Genomic DNA, 16390 nt, shown 5'->3' on the forward strand with positions numbered 1-16390 from the left:
ATTGCTCCAGCTCCTAAGGCTATAATATTGGGAGAAATATCTCCTTTCTCAAGAAATTAAACTTTCAATAAAATCACTCAGTACAGTAGCCGTAGGTAAGGTAAAGGACAATGGTAAAAATATTGTGAGCACTTTTATCCACCACTTCTTTCTTGAAAGCAAAACAAGGATTATCCCGATTGGATACAAAATAAGGCTTAGGAATAAAAAGAAAATCGTCCATGAAAAATAACTGGCCAAAAGTATGGCGACCAATCCTCCAATATAAAATCCATCGTATTTTTTAGTTTCTTGCATCATGTGAATTTAAAGTGAAGGGATCCTAAAATATTCATAGTTAAATGCCTTACTAGCTGTAATATAATGTTATTTAAGGTATTAGAAAATATTTATGGCAGGTGCAAAGGCAGTTTTTTTAAAGTTTACTACTTACTCTTTTGATTATACAACCCAATTTATTTTATAAATGTGCTCAGCCATATCCTCTTTTTAGGAGGAATTGCTTTGCTCTTTGCTGAAATTTTGAGCATTTGCTGGTTCTTTTCTTTGGCGAACACCAGTTGGAATAGTGCTGCTACCGTTAAACTGTTTTCTGGTCGCTCTACCATGATAAAATCGTCGTCAATTGCAACATGTCCTTCTTCTAGAATGCTTACATAAGTACCCCCAAAACCATGTTCAATAAATTGCTTCAGCACTTTTTGGGTCCCAAATCTATGTCCAAATTTGTAGCAGGGTTCCCGGTACTGGGAAACCTGAACGATGGCATCCCCCACCTTATAAATGGCACCCAGAAATACTTCTCTTTCATCAAAATTGGCTACAGTTAAGTTTTCCCCAAACATGCCCCAGGACCAGTCTAGATGCGGATACAAATTTTTCCAGTACGGATATTGCGCAGCTGAGAACAAATAGCATGCTTTATAATAGCCTCCATGATTCAATCGATTGGAAATCTCATCTCCTAAAACATCGTTTTTAGTTAGATAAAGTGGTTCATTTGTAGGCTTCTTATAGATGCCAGTTGTTTCTTCTTTACCTTTCCAAAGGAAGGTAGTTGGTGTTCCAATATTCGTTGAGATTATTTTCATAAGGCGCTAATTTCAATAAATTGCTATTTATAGTGGTTGAATAAAAGGGCTTGGCCCTTTTATTCATTTTATTTGTTCAATTAATTCGAGTCTTTTGACGATACTATTTACTTCTAAAATTGAACCTGGAGACAATACTGCATTGGCACCAATTTTGGAATTGTCGCCAACCAATGACCCGAATTTTCCCGTTTTGGTGTCAATTAACTGTCCTTTATACTTTATGAAAATAGTTTTATTTTGCCTTTCATTAAAGTGGTTGGCACAAATTGAACCTGCTTCAAAATTAATATTTTTACCTATAATGCTGTTTCCAATATAGTTAAAGTGGGCAATCGCTGAGTTGTCTAGAATTATAGATTGTTTGATTTCTGAACCTGGACCAATTTTAACAGATTTACCTAAATAAATAGGCCCTCTAAAGTAGGAATTCGCGCCAACGAAACAATTTTCTGAAATGATCACACTCCCCTTCAATATTGCACCTTGTTCTAATGTTGCCGTTTTATGTATTGCTATATTATTTTCAATTCTATATTCAGTTGATAATTTGGACATTCGTTCATTAATTATGCTTTCCAAGTCATTAATGAACTCCCAGGGTTGCATGTCTAGTGTTTGAGGAAAAAGCAAATTAAATCCATTAATATAACCCTCAATATTTATCATACTTCATAAAATTCAATTGGCAAATTGTCGGGGTCAGCGATAAAGGTGAACTTCTTATTCGTGAACTCATCTATTCGAACCGCTTCTGCTATTACCTCCTTTAATTTCAAATATTCAATTGCCTCGTTTATATCCTTTACTCCAAAAGCAATATGCCTCAACCCATTAGCCTCAGGTCTTGAGGGTCTTTTGGGCGGGTCGGGAAAAGAGAATAGTTCAATTAAATAGTCCCCATTTAAGGAAAGGTCCAGTTTATAGGATTGTCTTTCCTCTCTATAAATCTCTTTGTCGATCGTAAATCCCAAAACACCTGTGTAGAACTTTTTAGACTTATGGTAGTCGGAACAGATTATTGCAATGTGGTGTAGCTTTTCGATTTTCACTTTTTATGTCGTTGGTTTTTGAAGGTTATGAACAAAACAGTTAAATAGCTGCTGCTAAGCAGCGTTCAATCCTTTATACATTACTAATTTAGAGGATTTAAAAGTATTGTCACCTACTTGAAAACATTTTTACATAGTTTCTTACCATAATCAATAAACGAGACAGTTCTCCCTTCTACTAAAATCCCTAATTGTGATTGACCTGCCAGGCAACGTCAATGTTGGCTGATTTAATTATTGTTATAGTGAATTTCTCTCCTTATTCTAAAAATAAAATTTAAACCCCCATTACTATCAAGTAATTGAAAAGCATAGGATTAACCTTACTTTTCCAAACAATTACCTTTAACTTCACGGATAGTAAAAGATTACTTCTTGAAGGATTTTCTTTAATTTTGATATCATTATAGTATGATTTAAGCCACAAGTCCTTAAATATAAATTTGAACATGTCTTTTGTAAAACTCAAACTCCATCCTTCGATACTTTCCAATATTACTTCTCTGGGATACGAGAGCCCTACTCCTATTCAAGCTCAAGCCATTCCTGTGTTAATCAAAGGACGGGATTTACTAGGCATCGCTAAAACAGGCTCAGGAAAGACAGTTAGTTATGTGGCGCCAATTTTGAACAAAATGGCCTATGGCCCTGCAGTTGAAAAAAGTAGACAGCCCAAAGTTCTGGTGCTAGTTCCTTCTCGAGAACTGGCGATTCAGGTTGTCGAAGTATTTAAAGAATTGTCCCACAAACTACCTCATCCGATCAAATCGATGGCCATCTATGGAGGTGTATCTATCAACCCTCAAATGAAAGCTATTTTCGGCGTAGATATATTAATTGCCACCCCTGGACGCTTACTAGACTTGCAAAGGTCCAGTGCTATAGACCTATCCAAAGTGGAAACATTGGTGCTGGACGAAGCGGATAAGATGTTAAATCTGGGTTTCGAAAAAGAAATGCAAGAGATCTTCGAACTTTTACCTAGCAAAAAGCAAAACATGTTGTTTTCGGCAACATTAAGTGATCAGTTGGCTGGAATCAACCGCGTTTTGCTCTCAAATCCAGAAGTAGTTGAGATTAAAGACAGTCCTGAGGACGTGGAACTAATAAATTTATCCGGCTATTTTGTTAGCGATGACCGCAAAGGTCCTTTGCTAAGACACTTGCTCAAAGAAAATGACATGAGCCAGGTTTTGGTGTTTACCTCTTCTGGCGTTAAAGCAGATGCAGTAGCTAGAAAGCTTTATAACAATGGATTTGAAGCCGATTCAATTCATGGGAAGAAAAGTCAACATGCTAGATTGAAGGCCTTGGAGGATTTTAAATCTGGGAAACTACAAGTATTGGTTGCTACAGACTTGATCTCTAGAGGAATAGATTTTCTAGAACTTCCATATGTTATCAATTATGAATTGCCAAGGTCCCCAAAGGACTTTGTTCACCGAGTGGGTCGTACAGGGAGAGCCAAAACTGAGGGGTTGGCCATTACTTTTGTAACAAGGGATGAAACACATCATTTCAAAGTCATTCTCAAGAAAATGAAGCGCTATATCGATATGGTGGACAGCGAAACAATGGATTTTTAACCCTGTTGTGACTAATTAAAGTCAGTAGAAATGTACTAAATTAAATACAATAACGGTTCGGATTATCACCCGAACCGTTCTTATTTTAACACAATGTACCTATATTAGAGCTATTTAATGAGGCGAATGCAGCCCTAGCTTGTTTCCTTCCGTATCTAAAAACAAGGCAAAAAAACCGCTGTCATCTGCATGAGCAGTTTTGGGAACAATAATTTTCCCTCCATTTTCCTCGACCTTATTAAGAATACTATGAAGGTTGTCCCCCCCATTAAGATATAAGGTAGTACCCTCCGCCGAAGGCTTGTAACCCTCTCCTTTCATTATAACGCCGGTAACCATTTGATCTTCATACGGAAACACCCCCATTTCCACCCCCTGCATTTCCATTTTCTCGATGGGAATGCCTAAAATAGCTTGATAAAAATCTACTGCTCGTGAAATATCCGTTGCTGGAATTTCAAAAATTGAAACATGGCTTTTCATATCGTTTGTCTTTTGATTTACGTGAGTGTCCACCGATATTGTTTCGGTTTTGGAATCGTTTTGGTTGTTGCATGCCATCATACTAAAGAATAGTAGGGTAGCTGAATAAAGTATGACCTTGTTCATATTGACCTAATTAAGTTGACAATACGAATTTAGAATACTTGTAGGTACCAAAATTGTAAAAATGCGTCACCTAGCCTATTTGTAGAAAAGGGCAGAAAGTGCCATACTTTCATTGCTTAAAAACTTTTTCGGATTGATTCCGGTAAACGCTTTAAAATCTTTTATAAAATGGGCTTGGTCAAAATACTCACTTTCATAAGCGATATTGGTGAGGTTTTCCGTCTCTTTGTTGAGCAACATTTTTAATGCCGTTTGTAAACGGATTACTTTACCTAACTGCTTTGGGCTAACACCTATTTGTTTCAAAAAATTTCTTTCAAGTTGTCTCCTTTTGGATAGATCCCCTTTAAGAATTGCACCTATTGAAGCACTTCCATTAGTTAATAACAGGGCCTCAATTGTCGATTTTACGATAATATCAATAGTTGTTTTTTCATTCATCTTATCTAAAAGAAACCTCTCAATTATCCCTATTCGTTCCTTACTGTCGCTTGCCTCAATCATCTTTTTTTCTAAGGAAATGGCGTCCTTTTCACCAAACAAAACTTCAAGTGGCGTTTCCTTATTTACAAGGTTTTTAATCGGGATGTTTACGAAGTTAGCAAACCCATAAGGGTAAAATCGAATCGCAAAAGTATTGACATAACCTGTTGGCTCAATATAAAAAGGTGCTATGGTCTGCCCTAGCACCATTGCACGAGGCTGAATAATAAATTCACTTTCAGAAGTATAGCGTTTTATATCATCTCCCAGGATAAATGCCATTTCAATGCAGCCATCAGGTACAATTCTTTGTTTTTGCGGGTCCTTTTCAGCTCGGACTTCCAAGGACCAATAGCAATTTACAAGTGCTTGTAAATCTGGATGAGGTTGAAATGTTTGGTAGTTCATGGCTTACCTAAGGTTTTTAAGCTGCTCGATGGGTAGGGATTTACTACAAATTTTTTTGAATCTATAATCTCTGCTTATTTACATTATTATCTAAAGACCATGCGAACATTTCTATCTTCGCATTTCGGCATCCCCGTTAATTAGATAACTTTTTAATATACACAACATTTCCACCTCCTTCAGCCAGACGTACGGTAAGTTTGGTATTGGCATCAACTGGCTGTTGCCGTATAGAATAAGATTCTTTATCGGTAAGGAAATTAGAATTTTCGGCATCCTCATAAAGGATTGCCTCGTATTTTTCATCCTTCGACAAAAAGCTTAAATCCAATGTTATGGAGCGGGCTTCTCGATTGGTCAATGAGCCAATAAACCAATCATCCCCAGCTTTTCTGGCGATGCTCACATAATTATCCAGCACTGCATCCAACACTTTAAAACCATCAAATTGTCCTGGCATTTTCCGAATACAGTCAAACAAATCTTCCTTTTTCAAATAGGCTTCAGGGCTATCAGGCAATACCATCCATCCTGAATAAATGGTAATAAGCTTGGCTACTTCTGCCACCACAGTTCCTGGTAGCTCCTCGAAAACTTTAGGCCTACCCACATGGGCACTATTTAAGTCAAACCATCCATTGGTCATATCCAAAGGCCCTGCTATCTGGTTAATTAAAACTTGATTGACAGCTGTTTCGGGAAAATGAGAATATTTGGCATCACCCTGAGCATGACCAAATTCTTTGGTAATAAGGTTGGGCCATGTTCGTCTATCACCACTTGGGGGAATGGGATTGTCATGAAAGTCTACCATTAATTTATATTTGGCACACATTGCTACAATGGCGCTGGTATTCTTCACCTTTTCTTCTGGCCCGCCTTTCATAAAACCATATTTCACCCCAATGGCTCCCCATTCTGAAAACTGTTTCAAAACCCGCTCTAAGCCAAATTTTTTAGCCCCCACATCATTTAAATAAAGGATGATCCCTATGTTTTTTTCTGCTGCATATTGCATACATGCTACAATGTCAATTCCTTCTCTCGTTGTCGTAGGATCAGAGCTTTCATTGAACTCATCCCCATACCAATCAGCATCAATTAATAAGTACTGAAAATTGTTTTCAGCAGCGAAATCAATCATTCTTTTATGGGATTCGGTGTTCAATTTATATTCGAAACCATCCGCCGCTTTGTAACCCAAAACACGCCAATCCCACAGAGATTTACCCGGCTTTACCCATGAAAAGTCTTGATTTTTACTGGGTTCATTTAGATTCACCAGCAAGTCAGATTCAACCAAATCACCCACCTTCCCCCCTAACATAAAAGCCCTCCATGAGGTCTTAAAAGGTTGGTAGCGTTTTGAATAGGCATTATTGAAACCGAGTGAGCTGTCATTGGTAGAAGCAGCCATAGAAAAAGGAGCAAATTCAGTGATTTCAGCTTCATGTATGGCCATAAAACTATTGTCATGAAATTGCATAACAAATGGGGTTCTAACTTCTTTATTACTATTTTCAGTCCTAGAAACAGGTCCTAAATTGTGTTTCTCTCCATCGTAGGCCCAATAGGTATAGTCAGCCTTGAAATTAAAGCTGGTTAATTCCTGATCAATTTTGATACTGTCTTGAATGGCTTCGGAGGGGAAGACATACCGATAGGCAAAACCTTTGTCATAAACCCTGAAAACTATCTCGTAAGAAAGAGCTGACTCCGAGGCTTTAGCAACTTTGAATTTATACGCATTATAATGGTTATTAACCGTCGCTTGTTTACCATTTATAGTTTCCCAAGTCTCATTAATTTCGGTCTTTTCAAAGTCGCTAACTCTTACATTTTCGACAAAACTTATACCGTTTATCTTTAAACCTATAATGGAAGATTCAAGAAGGGTATCCGAACCATTAATTACAGTAAAAACGCTGGAATTATTACCATTTGAAATGTTTACTTTCAGCTCACCATCTGGCGAAAAAAGCTGAAAATCAGTTTGTTTTGAACAGGATACTAGACCCAATAAAAACAATATTACCGAAATCTTAATTTTCATAGTTACTGATTTTCTTTAATGAAATCAATTTTCCATACATCTCTTTCTTTAATTAAGAATAGATTGATTTTCATCATCATTTTTTTGTTGTAAAATCTACTACTATCCTCTTTTTTCCAAAGTGTTTTCGCAATATGCCTGTACATATTTTTTTCTAAATAATAGACTCAAATTCATTCGTTTGGTTCAAAAGCAATGTCAAGTTGTTGCACTTTTGCTTTTTTTTCCGGTGTTAGCGAAAAAAAGATCCTAATGATACCTTTCTCTGCTTGTAAAGTAAAGGTTCCTCTCAGCTGATTCATTGGCTCAAAAGCAACTGAATTCCCAATAGATCCAGCTTTATCCAAAACATTATTTATTTTTTTCAAGCGTTCTTCTCTGGATTTATCAAGGTAAAAGTTCTCTGCCAATATTTCAGCCTCCAGCTCATTGTCCCAATGCTGAATCAATTGAACTATTTGTGCTTGTCGTTTTCTAAGAATAGTTGAAACAGGAAGCTGTCTTGGCGCTAATGCTAAGGTTTCAAAAAGTAATTTACCAATCGATCTATAAGGCCATGGACTTGTGTAGGTCAGGTTACAAAAAGCCATTATACCAATACCATATTCGGGGTAGAACCGATAATTACTTCCAAAACCTGGAAGAGCTCCTCCATGACCAACTTCCTTTAAATTATTGCAAAATGTTGTTATACCAAGCCCAAAACCATATCCTGAAATATTGGCACAGGGATCTCCATTAAAGTCCATTTCATTTGCATACAAAGTTGAGTACTGTGGTGTTTGCATCTCTCTTAAGGAATGCCTTTTTATAGGCCCATTGTCTTCATCACTTCTTGGAGGCCATGCGGAAAGGTTAAAACTGACATATTTACTAAAATCTTCGATAGAAGTAATTAACCCACCCATTGCGCCATAAGCTCCATCATGAAGCATGGGTTCTAATTTCCACTGTTCGTCTTCCCAACGGTACCCCATGGCCAATTGCCCGGATGGAACACTATCGTATTCCCAATATGTTTGATGCATCCCCAGAGGTTCAAAGAGATTCATGCTAATATAGTCTTGGTAAGGAATACCAGATATACGTGAAATTATGTTTCCCAGAAGTGCATAACCAGTATTGCTGTATTCAAATTCGTAAGAAGGTACATTGGAAAAAGAGACCCCTTCACTAAGGAGATTTTTCAACATTTGATCAGGCTCATCTAATTGCCGATCTCCCCAGGCATTGTCCTCCGGAAAACCAGCCGTCATGGTTAACAGGCTTTCAATATCAATAATGGGCGCATCATTGGTCAGGTATTCCAATGTAGCCATTTCAGGAATATACTTGCTAACTGGATCACTTAATGCCAGCTTTCCATCTTCCTTAAGTTTCATTATGGCCATAGCAGTAAAACTTTTAGTCATTGATGCTATTCTAAATGATGACAAGGGCGTCGCAGGTGACCCCAACCCAATATTTATTAATCCAGTAGCATCTGATATCACTAACTGGTCATCTGCAACAATTCCAAAAGCAATGCCCGGTATATTTTCAGCCTTTGCATGAATTTCTATTAAATTCTGTATTTCAGGAGCAATGCTTTTAATTTTTTCAATCCTATCATCAGCTTCAAAAACAGGATTTTTATACGTTTCAGAATAGGCCTTAAAAGAGTTTTCAGCTTTCGGATCAGGTGATTGTTGTTTGCTACAAGACAAGACAATTGCTCCTAAACAACAGTATATAAGGTAACAATTTAAGGATTTCATATTTGACATGTTTGGTCTTAGTGGCTCAGCTAAACCAAATTGTTTAGCTTATGATATATTAAAAATAGCGAAGTCTAACAATTTAAGCTAAATTATTAGCTGATTACTTGTTTTAATCTTCAAAAGTATCAAATCGTCGAGCAAGGTGGAACTACCACAGCTTTTCCCACCTCAACCACTCACAAAAGGGTTCGAATTGACGATTTTGTTTGTTTTTTTTAAGATAGTCTTAATTCGCACTCCTATAAATATAAAAAGTGTTCTTATACCCTAATATTCACCACTACTCACTTTTTTTCTTCCTTACAATTTTCACTATCCGACTGTACATGATTTCTGCCAAATTCCAGTCGTATCCATCAAAATTAGTTGTATTGTTAAACTGAATAACAACCGTATCAATGTCTTCGTGGTATTTTGCAATGCTCTGATAGCCAACTATCAAACCTGTATGTTCATACACGTAAATTGAGGAATAGATTTCTTGTTCCCCCTCATCAAACAATGAACCATCGTTTAAGGCTCTCAAGAATATGCCTACGTCGGAAGCAGTAGCTAACATGCCCTGCTCCTCCGTTTTAAAATCTTCCTCTTCTCCCACGTAATAGCCACTCATTACATCGTCTATGTTCACTTCAGTAAGGGACGCAAAAGTATTGTTTAGCTCAAGAGGTATCAAAATCTCCTCTTTAATATATTGATTATGGTTATACCCTACCACCTTGTCAATGATTTGGGTAAGCAACAGGTAATTGGTGTTCGAATATTCATATTCTTCACCTGGTTCAAAACTAGCCGGCAATTCAATGGCTAATTCAAGTGCTTCCTTATTGAAATTCGGTCGATTTTCCCAATAAGCAGGATTGTCGATAAAGTTGGGTATACCCGATCGGTGTTGCACCATTAATTTCAAAGTAATTTTTTCTGCATATTCAATCTTCCCCTTAAGTTCAGGGAAGTAATCAGCAAGCGTATTGTCCAAAGACAAGCGTTTGGCATTAGCCAATTTCGCGATTGCAACAGCGACGTATAATTTGCCAATACTGGCAATCTTGAATAAGGCATCTGGGCGGGCAGGAATTTTCTTTTTCCGGTCATGCCAGCCAGCTGTATAAAATGCTGGTGGCTGGCCTGCTTCATCCACATAGACAACCATGCCATCAAAGCCATGATCAATTCCTTCGTTTAACTGCTCTTGAATTGTTTCCGGTAATGGTACTATCCAAGCCTTTACCAAAATCCATGGTACGAAAGCTAAAGAGCCTATGCTGGCAAGGATAAATACTATTCGGAGTATTTGTTTTGTCCGTTTCATAGTCCTACTATTTCAGGCCGATTGGCTTTTATTAATTTGCCGTTTTGCCATCGGGAATTTGTCTGATTTATGTTCCATTGTCAAAACTACATTCCCTCTCTTGTGCCCTTTATCAATATACCTATGGGCATTCCCTACTTGTTCCAAGGGATAGCTCCTATCCATGATTGATTTTAATTTTCCTGCTTCAATGATCTCTTTTACTTCCTCAAATAGCATTTTAAGTTCAGGAACGGGTCTTATCCCGGTAGCTGAAAATTTTGCTTTCTTACTTCCGAATATTGAAGTCCGTAACATTTGAAAAAGGAGCGGCATGCCCAGTACTGGTGAAACATATACTCCCCTCTCGGTCAGGGAGCCTTTACAGGTTGAAAATGACAGCTGCCCAATGGTGTCATAGATAATGTCATAGGTTTGCTCTATGTTAGGAAAGTTTTGTTTCGTGTAGTCAATAACATGATCGGCACCTAAAGACTTGACCATTTCAATATTTGTGCTGCTACAAATTCCTGTTACCTCAGCACCATAGTATTTGGCAAGCTGTACTGCAGCAGTTCCTAAGCTTCCAGAAGCACCATTGATCAAAACTTTTTGGCCTGGTTTTATTTCAGCCAGCTCCTTTAGGAAATTAATGGAGGTTAATGGCCCATCACAAACGGGTGCGGCTTCTTCAAAAGTCATATTATGAGGTATAGTGGTAATTAAACCATCTTCGGGAAGACATAAGTACTCAGCTTGTGTGCCGTAGATTACTAAGGACTCACCAAAAACTCGGTCACCTACCTTAAAAGTCCTTACCGCATCTCCTGCTGCTTCTACCACTCCGGCAAAGCCAGTTCCTGGAATGGGATTCTTCGGTTTAAACAGGCCTAAGAACAAGCGCCCAATATATGGCTTGCCTGTACGCATCATACTTCCGGCTCTGGTAACAGAAGCTGCGTAAACTTTTATCAAAATTTCATTTTCCTTAGGAATAGGTTTAACCACTTCTTGTACTTGAAGAACCTCTGCTGATCCATAACCCGTGCTTATTACTGCTTTCATTATTAGTGTTTTTGACATTAAAGATTAAATTTTAATAATGAAACAAAAATAAGCCGGCGGTTTTGATAAAATGTTCGCGATTATAAATCCGAACCTATTATAAACCTCTCTAATTCTGACTTTTAAGAAACTGCTTTGGCGTTAAACCTGTTTCCTTTTTAAAATAGGTGTTAAAAACAGTTTTAGAATTAAACCCACTATCATAAGCCAAGCCTATAAGAGACAAGTGGGAATTTTTAGGGTCATTCGCAATTTCCTTAAAAGCTTCTACTCGATAGTGATTGACAAACTCGTTAAAATTTTTACCAATACTCTCATTGAGCAGCCAGGAAAGTTGGTTCGGATGCATATCTAATTCACCCGCTAATGACCTTAGGGACAAATCACTATCCAGGTAGGGTTTCTCTGCATCAAAAAGCGTTAATAAGCGGCCTTTGTAATTGCTTGCAGCTTCTTCATCTAACAAAGCCTTTTTGGTAGCCATTGGTAGCTCATCATTGCTATTGGGATAAATTATTTTATGATATTTCCAATACCTTGAATCTTTTCGCAATGTATTAGCCAAAGGATCTGTATAACGCAGCATCAATAAAGATGACTTATTTTGAAGGGCCTTGTCCACCCATGCAAATGCCTTATCAAAATCCCCAAGAACCACATGCATCAAAAATAAATACGAGTTTGCAGTAAACCCATTGGGCGCTTTGGCTTGTTCTTCTAGCAATTTTAAATAACGTGAAGAATTGGTTTTATCTTTTTTCAATGCAAAAGCCAATGCAATCGCACCCATTTTTTCTCCTTCAACAATGGCATCTTCAGGTACAGTATCAAAGTAGTTGATTACCTCTTCGTAATTTTCTAACTTTAATAGACACAATGTTTTTATGGAGTGCGCAGGGATATTTTTATCATTACTGGACAAACAACGATTTAGCATTTCCAAGGAAACCGCATAATCACCAATCATATAATGAACATACGCTCTAAAAAAATGTGTTTCATCCGAAAGTGGATTGATGCTAAGTGCTTTATCAAGATGAATTAGTGCTTTATCCTTCCTGCCTGCAATGATGTATAAAAAGGATACAAATTGATGCGCATCGGCATTATTAGGTTTGACGGTTATCGCTTTATTCATTTGTGTAAGCGATTCGGTAAAATCACAAGCTATAAAAAAAGCTTGATTGGCCAATTGATAATAAACACCTGACGATTGATTGTTTAAAGCAATTGCTTGATTTGTAAATTGAATTGTTTTCTCCCAGGCTTCCTCAAATGGCATAAATCCAGTAGTACCTAAAAAACTATAACAGTCCGCTTTTCCAATCAAGGCCTCAGAATAGTTTTCGTCAATTTTCAGCGCTTTATCATAATAGGAAATGCCCGTTTCTACATCATTCGGGTTCCACTTATTCACGAAAAATTTTGCTTTTAGGCAGTATTCATAGGCGCTGATACTGTTCGTGGGTTTGGTGACCAAGTGTTCACTAATTTCAAAGTGTCCAAAATGCTCTCTCAACTTATCCGCTATTAATAGACTAATTTCGTCTTGAACCTCAAAAATATTCTCCAGTTTCCTGTCCCAAGTTTCTGACCAAAAATGAAAGTCTTCTTCTGTTTGGATTAACTGAGCAGTAATCCTCATTGTATCGCCAGCCAAACGAACACTCCCTTCAAGAATAGCAGAAACATCCAACTCTTTCGCTATTTGTTTAATTGGAACATTTTTATTTTTGAAGAAGAAAGAAGAAGTTCTGGAAGTAACTTTCAGACGCTTAATTTTCGCCAAAGCATTGATGATCTCTTCCGTTATGCCATCACTAAAATATTCATTTTCAGCACTCGTACTCCTATTTGCAAAAGGCAAAACTGCAATTGTTTTATAGGCCGATTTTTGCTTACCTTTTAATTCTTGCACTTCGGGCACTTTAATTCCCTCATTGCAAACTGCAAATACCTCAACGGGCTTTATAATATTCTTAAGTTCAAAATGACCAAGTGAAGTTGTAGCAATAGTAGGATGGTTTTTTAGCTCATCGTTTAATTTATCAGACAATAGAATGCCTCCTGCCACGCTCATGCTTTCAATGCGTGAAGCGAAATTCACACCGTCCCCATACACTTCGGTTTCACTGTATACAATATCACCCAAGTGCAAACCTATCCGCACCGGTACTGGATTACCTTCTTGTAAAAGCTTCTGGATTTGGATGGCGCAGTTTGTTGCCTCAATGGCACTTTTGAAAACACTAAGTGTACCATCTCCATAATACTGTATGATTTCCCCATTGTGACTTGTATGTAGGCTTTCGAAAACCTCCCGGTGCCGGGTCCTGGTCCCCACTGCTACTTCCTCATCTTTTTGCATCAGTGCTGTATAACCAACGATATCTGTAAACATGACCGCAGCCAATTGGCGTGTAACCTTATCTTTCATTGATTTTTTCTTCTGAATATTAGGGATCCAATTGCTATGTAAAGTAGGCGTTGAAAGCTTACTCTTATTATTATCTTTAAAAATAGTAATAAAAACCAAAAAATCAGCACCTTTCGTTCAATAGCATAGCCACTCCTAAAGGCGCTATCAGTCCACTTTCTTGTTTATATTCGCTCTTTTTTTACCTTGTTAATGGTCAATTGTCTAATGGCCAACAAATGACCAAAAAACACTGTCGGGACGACAACTGTTGGCAACAAATTAAATGGAAAATACAATACAGCAATATTAGGTTGGTTAAATGCCAACTGCTGAAAGGGAGTTGGAAATGCCAATACTGCCGTTATTACCACGTTCAATAAAAGTAAGAGGCAAAGAATGTTCCATCCCAACAACAGCATTTTGTTTTTTTGGGCTGTTCTAAACGATAAATAGGCCACAAGGGGTGCAGTTATACCTGAAAACAAATCAAAGTTTGTTCCTTCAAATGTCATGTAAACAGATACGACACCTTGATAATAAAGCAGGGCAAGAACAACTTCAACGGGTACGCGTATGCTGTGAAAATAAGTCAGTTTCTCCAGGTCAATCTGCTCAATAAATGCCTTACCTCTTTTTGTCAAAAAGGTGAACCCCACAAGGACCAATGGAGGAAAAACACCGAAAAGCATAATTCTTGGCGGTATGGCTTCGGTATATCGATAAATTTCACTTTGACCTAGAATACCTTGTAAAAACGTCCATCCAATACCAATGAGGAGAAAATTTTTGGATTGAGTTACATAATAAAACCAAGCTATAGTGCCAATTACTATAAGCCCAAACAGCAGGCTAATGTACAAGGGTAGACTTTCCATTGCTATTTCCTTTTGGCTTAGATGCCAAAATGATGGTTATACAATAGTAGCCAATTTTAGAAGGAGAAACAATCTGTCACACCTGAATTTAATATGCATGATGGTGCTTATTCCACCTATTATAAGGATTTTTATAGGTCCTCAATTTTTACCATCTTTTACAATGACATCATGCGCCCCACCTTCGATGATACTCGTAGAGGATACCAACGTCAACTTGGCATCGGATTGTAACTCCTTAATTGAGGATAAACCACAACTACACATCGTTGATTTCGTTTTTCCGATCGTTTGGTCTAGATTGTCTTTGAGTTTACCGGCATAGGGGACATAACTGTCTACGCCTTCTTCAAATTTCAAATTGTCCTTTCCTCCCATATCATACCGCTGCCAATTTCTTGCTCTATTAGAACCCTCGCCCCAGTATTCTTTAACATAGTTTCCTCCCACAAGCAGTTTTCTGGTCGGACTTTCATCGAAACGGGCAAAATACCTACCCATCATTAAAAAATCCGCACCCATTGCTAGGGCCAATGTGATGTGATAATCCTGAACAATTCCTCCATCTGAACAGATGGGAATGTATTCTCCACTTTCTATAAAGTATTCATCTCTGGCTTTGGCGACGTCAATAAGCGCAGTTGCTTGTCCTCTACCAATTCCTTTTTGTTCCCTGGTAATACAGATAGAACCACCACCAACACCAACTTTAACAAAATCGGCTCCAGCTTTGGCCAAATAAAGGAAACCATCTTTGTCGACTACATTCCCTGCACCAATTAAAACGTTATTGTCGTACTTTTTCTTAACATAAGCAATGGTTTCTTTTTGCCATTCTGAAAAGCCATCTGAAGAGTCGATGCACAATACATCTACACCAGCTTCTACCAAAGCAGGCACCCTTTCCTCATAGTCTCTTGTGTTGATCCCCGCACCAACGACTAATCTTTTCTTATCATCAGATAGTTCGTTTGGGTGGTCTTTATGACTGTCATAATCTTTGCGAAACACAAAATATTTTAATTTACCATTCTTATCGATAATTGGCAAATTGTTCAATTTATGTTCCCAAATGGTATCATTGGCATCGTTTAAAGTGATTCCATCTTGAGCAGTTATCAAATTGGATAAGGGTGTCATAAAATCCTTAACCTTCTTATCAAGATTATCCTTACTAACCCTATAATCCCGACTTGTAATTAATCCTAAAAGTTTACCAAAAGACGAACCATCATCTGTGACTCCAACAGTTGAAAAACTCGTTTTCTTTTTCAAGTCCAGTACATCTTTTAAAGTATGTTCAGGTGTTAAATTGGCCCTGCTTTCTACAAATCCAGCTTTGTATTTCTTTACTATCATTACCATTTTAACTTGTTCCTCAATCGACTGAGAACCAAAAATAAATGATAAACCTCCTTCTTTTGCCAAAGCAATTGCAAGTCCATTGTCAGAAACGGATTGCATGATGGCAGAGACAAAGGGAATATTTAGAGAGATTCTAGGGACCTCCCCTTTTTTATATTTAACTAAAGGTGTCTTTAGATTTACGTTGTCTGGGGTGTTTGACTTTTTTGTTAAGCCTGGTAATATCAAGTACTCGCTAAAAGTCCTTGAAATTTCATTTATTATATTTGCCATATTTTTTCAAATAAAATTTTGCAAAATTAGAGAATAATTCTGTTAGACGGGCCAAATTTA

At 37.5% G+C, this 16390-nt stretch carries 14 protein-coding genes; 1 reads left to right on the forward strand and 13 read right to left on the reverse strand.

Annotation, left to right across the window (positions count from 1 at the left end; genetic code table 11):
- Positions 1 to 48: 48 nt before the first annotated feature.
- The 4 genes from AAC073_RS14120 to AAC073_RS14135 all read right to left on the reverse strand — a co-directional run bounded on the left by AAC073_RS14120 (position 49) and on the right by AAC073_RS14135 (position 2143).
- Positions 49 to 300 (reverse strand): hypothetical protein, encoded by a 252-nt coding sequence (locus tag AAC073_RS14120; RefSeq protein WP_339924428.1) that lies wholly within the window; start codon positions 298 to 300, stop codon positions 49 to 51.
- Positions 301 to 455: 155 nt separating this feature from the next.
- On the reverse strand, positions 456 to 1091 hold the full coding sequence (locus tag AAC073_RS14125) for an MOSC domain-containing protein (protein ID WP_339924429.1): 636 nt from the start codon (positions 1089 to 1091) through the stop codon (positions 456 to 458).
- Between the two features lie 63 nt (positions 1092 to 1154).
- Entirely contained in the window at positions 1155 to 1760 is a 606-nt protein-coding gene (locus AAC073_RS14130) for a DapH/DapD/GlmU-related protein (RefSeq protein ID WP_339924430.1), read from the reverse strand.
- A complete protein-coding gene (locus AAC073_RS14135) occupies positions 1757 to 2143 on the reverse strand; it encodes a VOC family protein (RefSeq protein WP_339924431.1) in 387 nt (128 codons plus the stop codon). Before AAC073_RS14135 ends, AAC073_RS14130 begins: the two co-directional genes overlap by 4 nt.
- 449 nt (positions 2144 to 2592) lie before the next feature.
- Between AAC073_RS14135 and AAC073_RS14140 the strand changes: the two genes are divergently transcribed.
- Positions 2593 to 3729 carry a DEAD/DEAH box helicase gene (locus AAC073_RS14140; RefSeq protein WP_339924432.1) on the forward strand — a complete coding sequence of 379 codons (1137 nt, stop codon included), beginning with the start codon at positions 2593 to 2595 and terminating at the stop codon, positions 3727 to 3729.
- Positions 3730 to 3843: 114 nt separating this feature from the next.
- Here the strand turns inward: AAC073_RS14140 and AAC073_RS14145 are convergent, their stop codons facing one another.
- The 9 genes from AAC073_RS14145 to AAC073_RS14185 form a co-directional block, all read right to left on the reverse strand.
- On the reverse strand, positions 3844 to 4338 hold the full coding sequence (locus AAC073_RS14145; protein WP_339924433.1) for a VOC family protein: 495 nt from the start codon (positions 4336 to 4338) through the stop codon (positions 3844 to 3846).
- Between the two features lie 75 nt (positions 4339 to 4413).
- On the reverse strand, positions 4414 to 5229 hold the full coding sequence (locus AAC073_RS14150) for a helix-turn-helix domain-containing protein (protein WP_339924434.1): 816 nt from the start codon (positions 5227 to 5229) through the stop codon (positions 4414 to 4416).
- A gap of 136 nt (positions 5230 to 5365) precedes the next feature.
- Positions 5366 to 7282 (reverse strand): glycoside hydrolase family 97 N-terminal domain-containing protein, encoded by a 1917-nt coding sequence (locus tag AAC073_RS14155; protein ID WP_339924435.1) that lies wholly within the window; start codon positions 7280 to 7282, stop codon positions 5366 to 5368.
- Between the two features lie 173 nt (positions 7283 to 7455).
- Complete coding sequence (locus tag AAC073_RS14160) at positions 7456 to 9039, reverse strand: serine hydrolase (RefSeq protein ID WP_339924436.1); 1584 nt, start codon at positions 9037 to 9039, stop codon at positions 7456 to 7458.
- A gap of 283 nt (positions 9040 to 9322) precedes the next feature.
- Positions 9323 to 10354 (reverse strand): serine hydrolase domain-containing protein, encoded by a 1032-nt coding sequence (locus tag AAC073_RS14165; protein WP_339924437.1) that lies wholly within the window; start codon positions 10352 to 10354, stop codon positions 9323 to 9325.
- Between the two features lie 12 nt (positions 10355 to 10366).
- The gene (locus AAC073_RS14170) at positions 10367 to 11398 is read right to left on the reverse strand and encodes an NAD(P)-dependent alcohol dehydrogenase (protein ID WP_339924438.1); all 1032 of its coding nucleotides are present in this window, start codon (positions 11396 to 11398) and stop codon (positions 10367 to 10369) included.
- 109 nt (positions 11399 to 11507) lie between these two features.
- Complete coding sequence (locus AAC073_RS14175) at positions 11508 to 13835, reverse strand: helix-turn-helix domain-containing protein (RefSeq protein ID WP_339924439.1); 2328 nt, start codon at positions 13833 to 13835, stop codon at positions 11508 to 11510.
- Positions 13836 to 13999: 164 nt separating this feature from the next.
- Entirely contained in the window at positions 14000 to 14692 is a 693-nt protein-coding gene (locus tag AAC073_RS14180) for a hypothetical protein (protein ID WP_339924440.1), read from the reverse strand.
- A 141-nt stretch (positions 14693 to 14833) separates the two neighbouring features.
- The gene (locus tag AAC073_RS14185; protein ID WP_339924441.1) at positions 14834 to 16330 is read right to left on the reverse strand and encodes an IMP dehydrogenase; all 1497 of its coding nucleotides are present in this window, start codon (positions 16328 to 16330) and stop codon (positions 14834 to 14836) included.
- Between the last annotated feature and the right edge of the window lie 60 nt (positions 16331 to 16390).

Source organism: uncultured Cyclobacterium sp., assembly GCF_963977555.1.
Lineage (GTDB): Bacteria > Bacteroidota > Bacteroidia > Cytophagales > Cyclobacteriaceae > Cyclobacterium.

What these genes read in the sequence shown, in the direction of transcription:
- AAC073_RS14145 (WP_339924433.1), bottom strand. Translation starts at nt 4,338, where the DNA reads ATGAACAAGGTCATACTTTATTCAGCTACCCTACTATTCTTTAGTATG.
- AAC073_RS14150 (WP_339924434.1), bottom strand. Translation starts at nt 5,229, where the DNA reads ATGAACTACCAAACATTTCAACCTCATCCAGATTTACAAGCACTTGTA.
- AAC073_RS14185 (WP_339924441.1), bottom strand. Translation starts at nt 16,330, where the DNA reads ATGGCAAATATAATAAATGAAATTTCAAGGACTTTTAGCGAGTACTTG.
- AAC073_RS14175 (WP_339924439.1), bottom strand. Translation starts at nt 13,835, where the DNA reads ATGAAAGATAAGGTTACACGCCAATTGGCTGCGGTCATGTTTACAGAT.
- AAC073_RS14155 (WP_339924435.1), bottom strand. Translation starts at nt 7,282, where the DNA reads ATGAAAATTAAGATTTCGGTAATATTGTTTTTATTGGGTCTAGTATCC.
- AAC073_RS14120 (WP_339924428.1), bottom strand. Translation starts at nt 300, where the DNA reads ATGATGCAAGAAACTAAAAAATACGATGGATTTTATATTGGAGGATTG.
- AAC073_RS14165 (WP_339924437.1), bottom strand. Translation starts at nt 10,354, where the DNA reads ATGAAACGGACAAAACAAATACTCCGAATAGTATTTATCCTTGCCAGC.
- AAC073_RS14160 (WP_339924436.1), bottom strand. Translation starts at nt 9,039, where the DNA reads ATGAAATCCTTAAATTGTTACCTTATATACTGTTGTTTAGGAGCAATT.
- AAC073_RS14180 (WP_339924440.1), bottom strand. Translation starts at nt 14,692, where the DNA reads ATGGAAAGTCTACCCTTGTACATTAGCCTGCTGTTTGGGCTTATAGTA.
- AAC073_RS14130 (WP_339924430.1), bottom strand. Translation starts at nt 1,760, where the DNA reads ATGATAAATATTGAGGGTTATATTAATGGATTTAATTTGCTTTTTCCT.
- AAC073_RS14140 (WP_339924432.1), top strand. Translation starts at nt 2,593, where the DNA reads ATGTCTTTTGTAAAACTCAAACTCCATCCTTCGATACTTTCCAATATT.
- AAC073_RS14170 (WP_339924438.1), bottom strand. Translation starts at nt 11,398, where the DNA reads ATGAAAGCAGTAATAAGCACGGGTTATGGATCAGCAGAGGTTCTTCAA.
- AAC073_RS14125 (WP_339924429.1), bottom strand. Translation starts at nt 1,091, where the DNA reads ATGAAAATAATCTCAACGAATATTGGAACACCAACTACCTTCCTTTGG.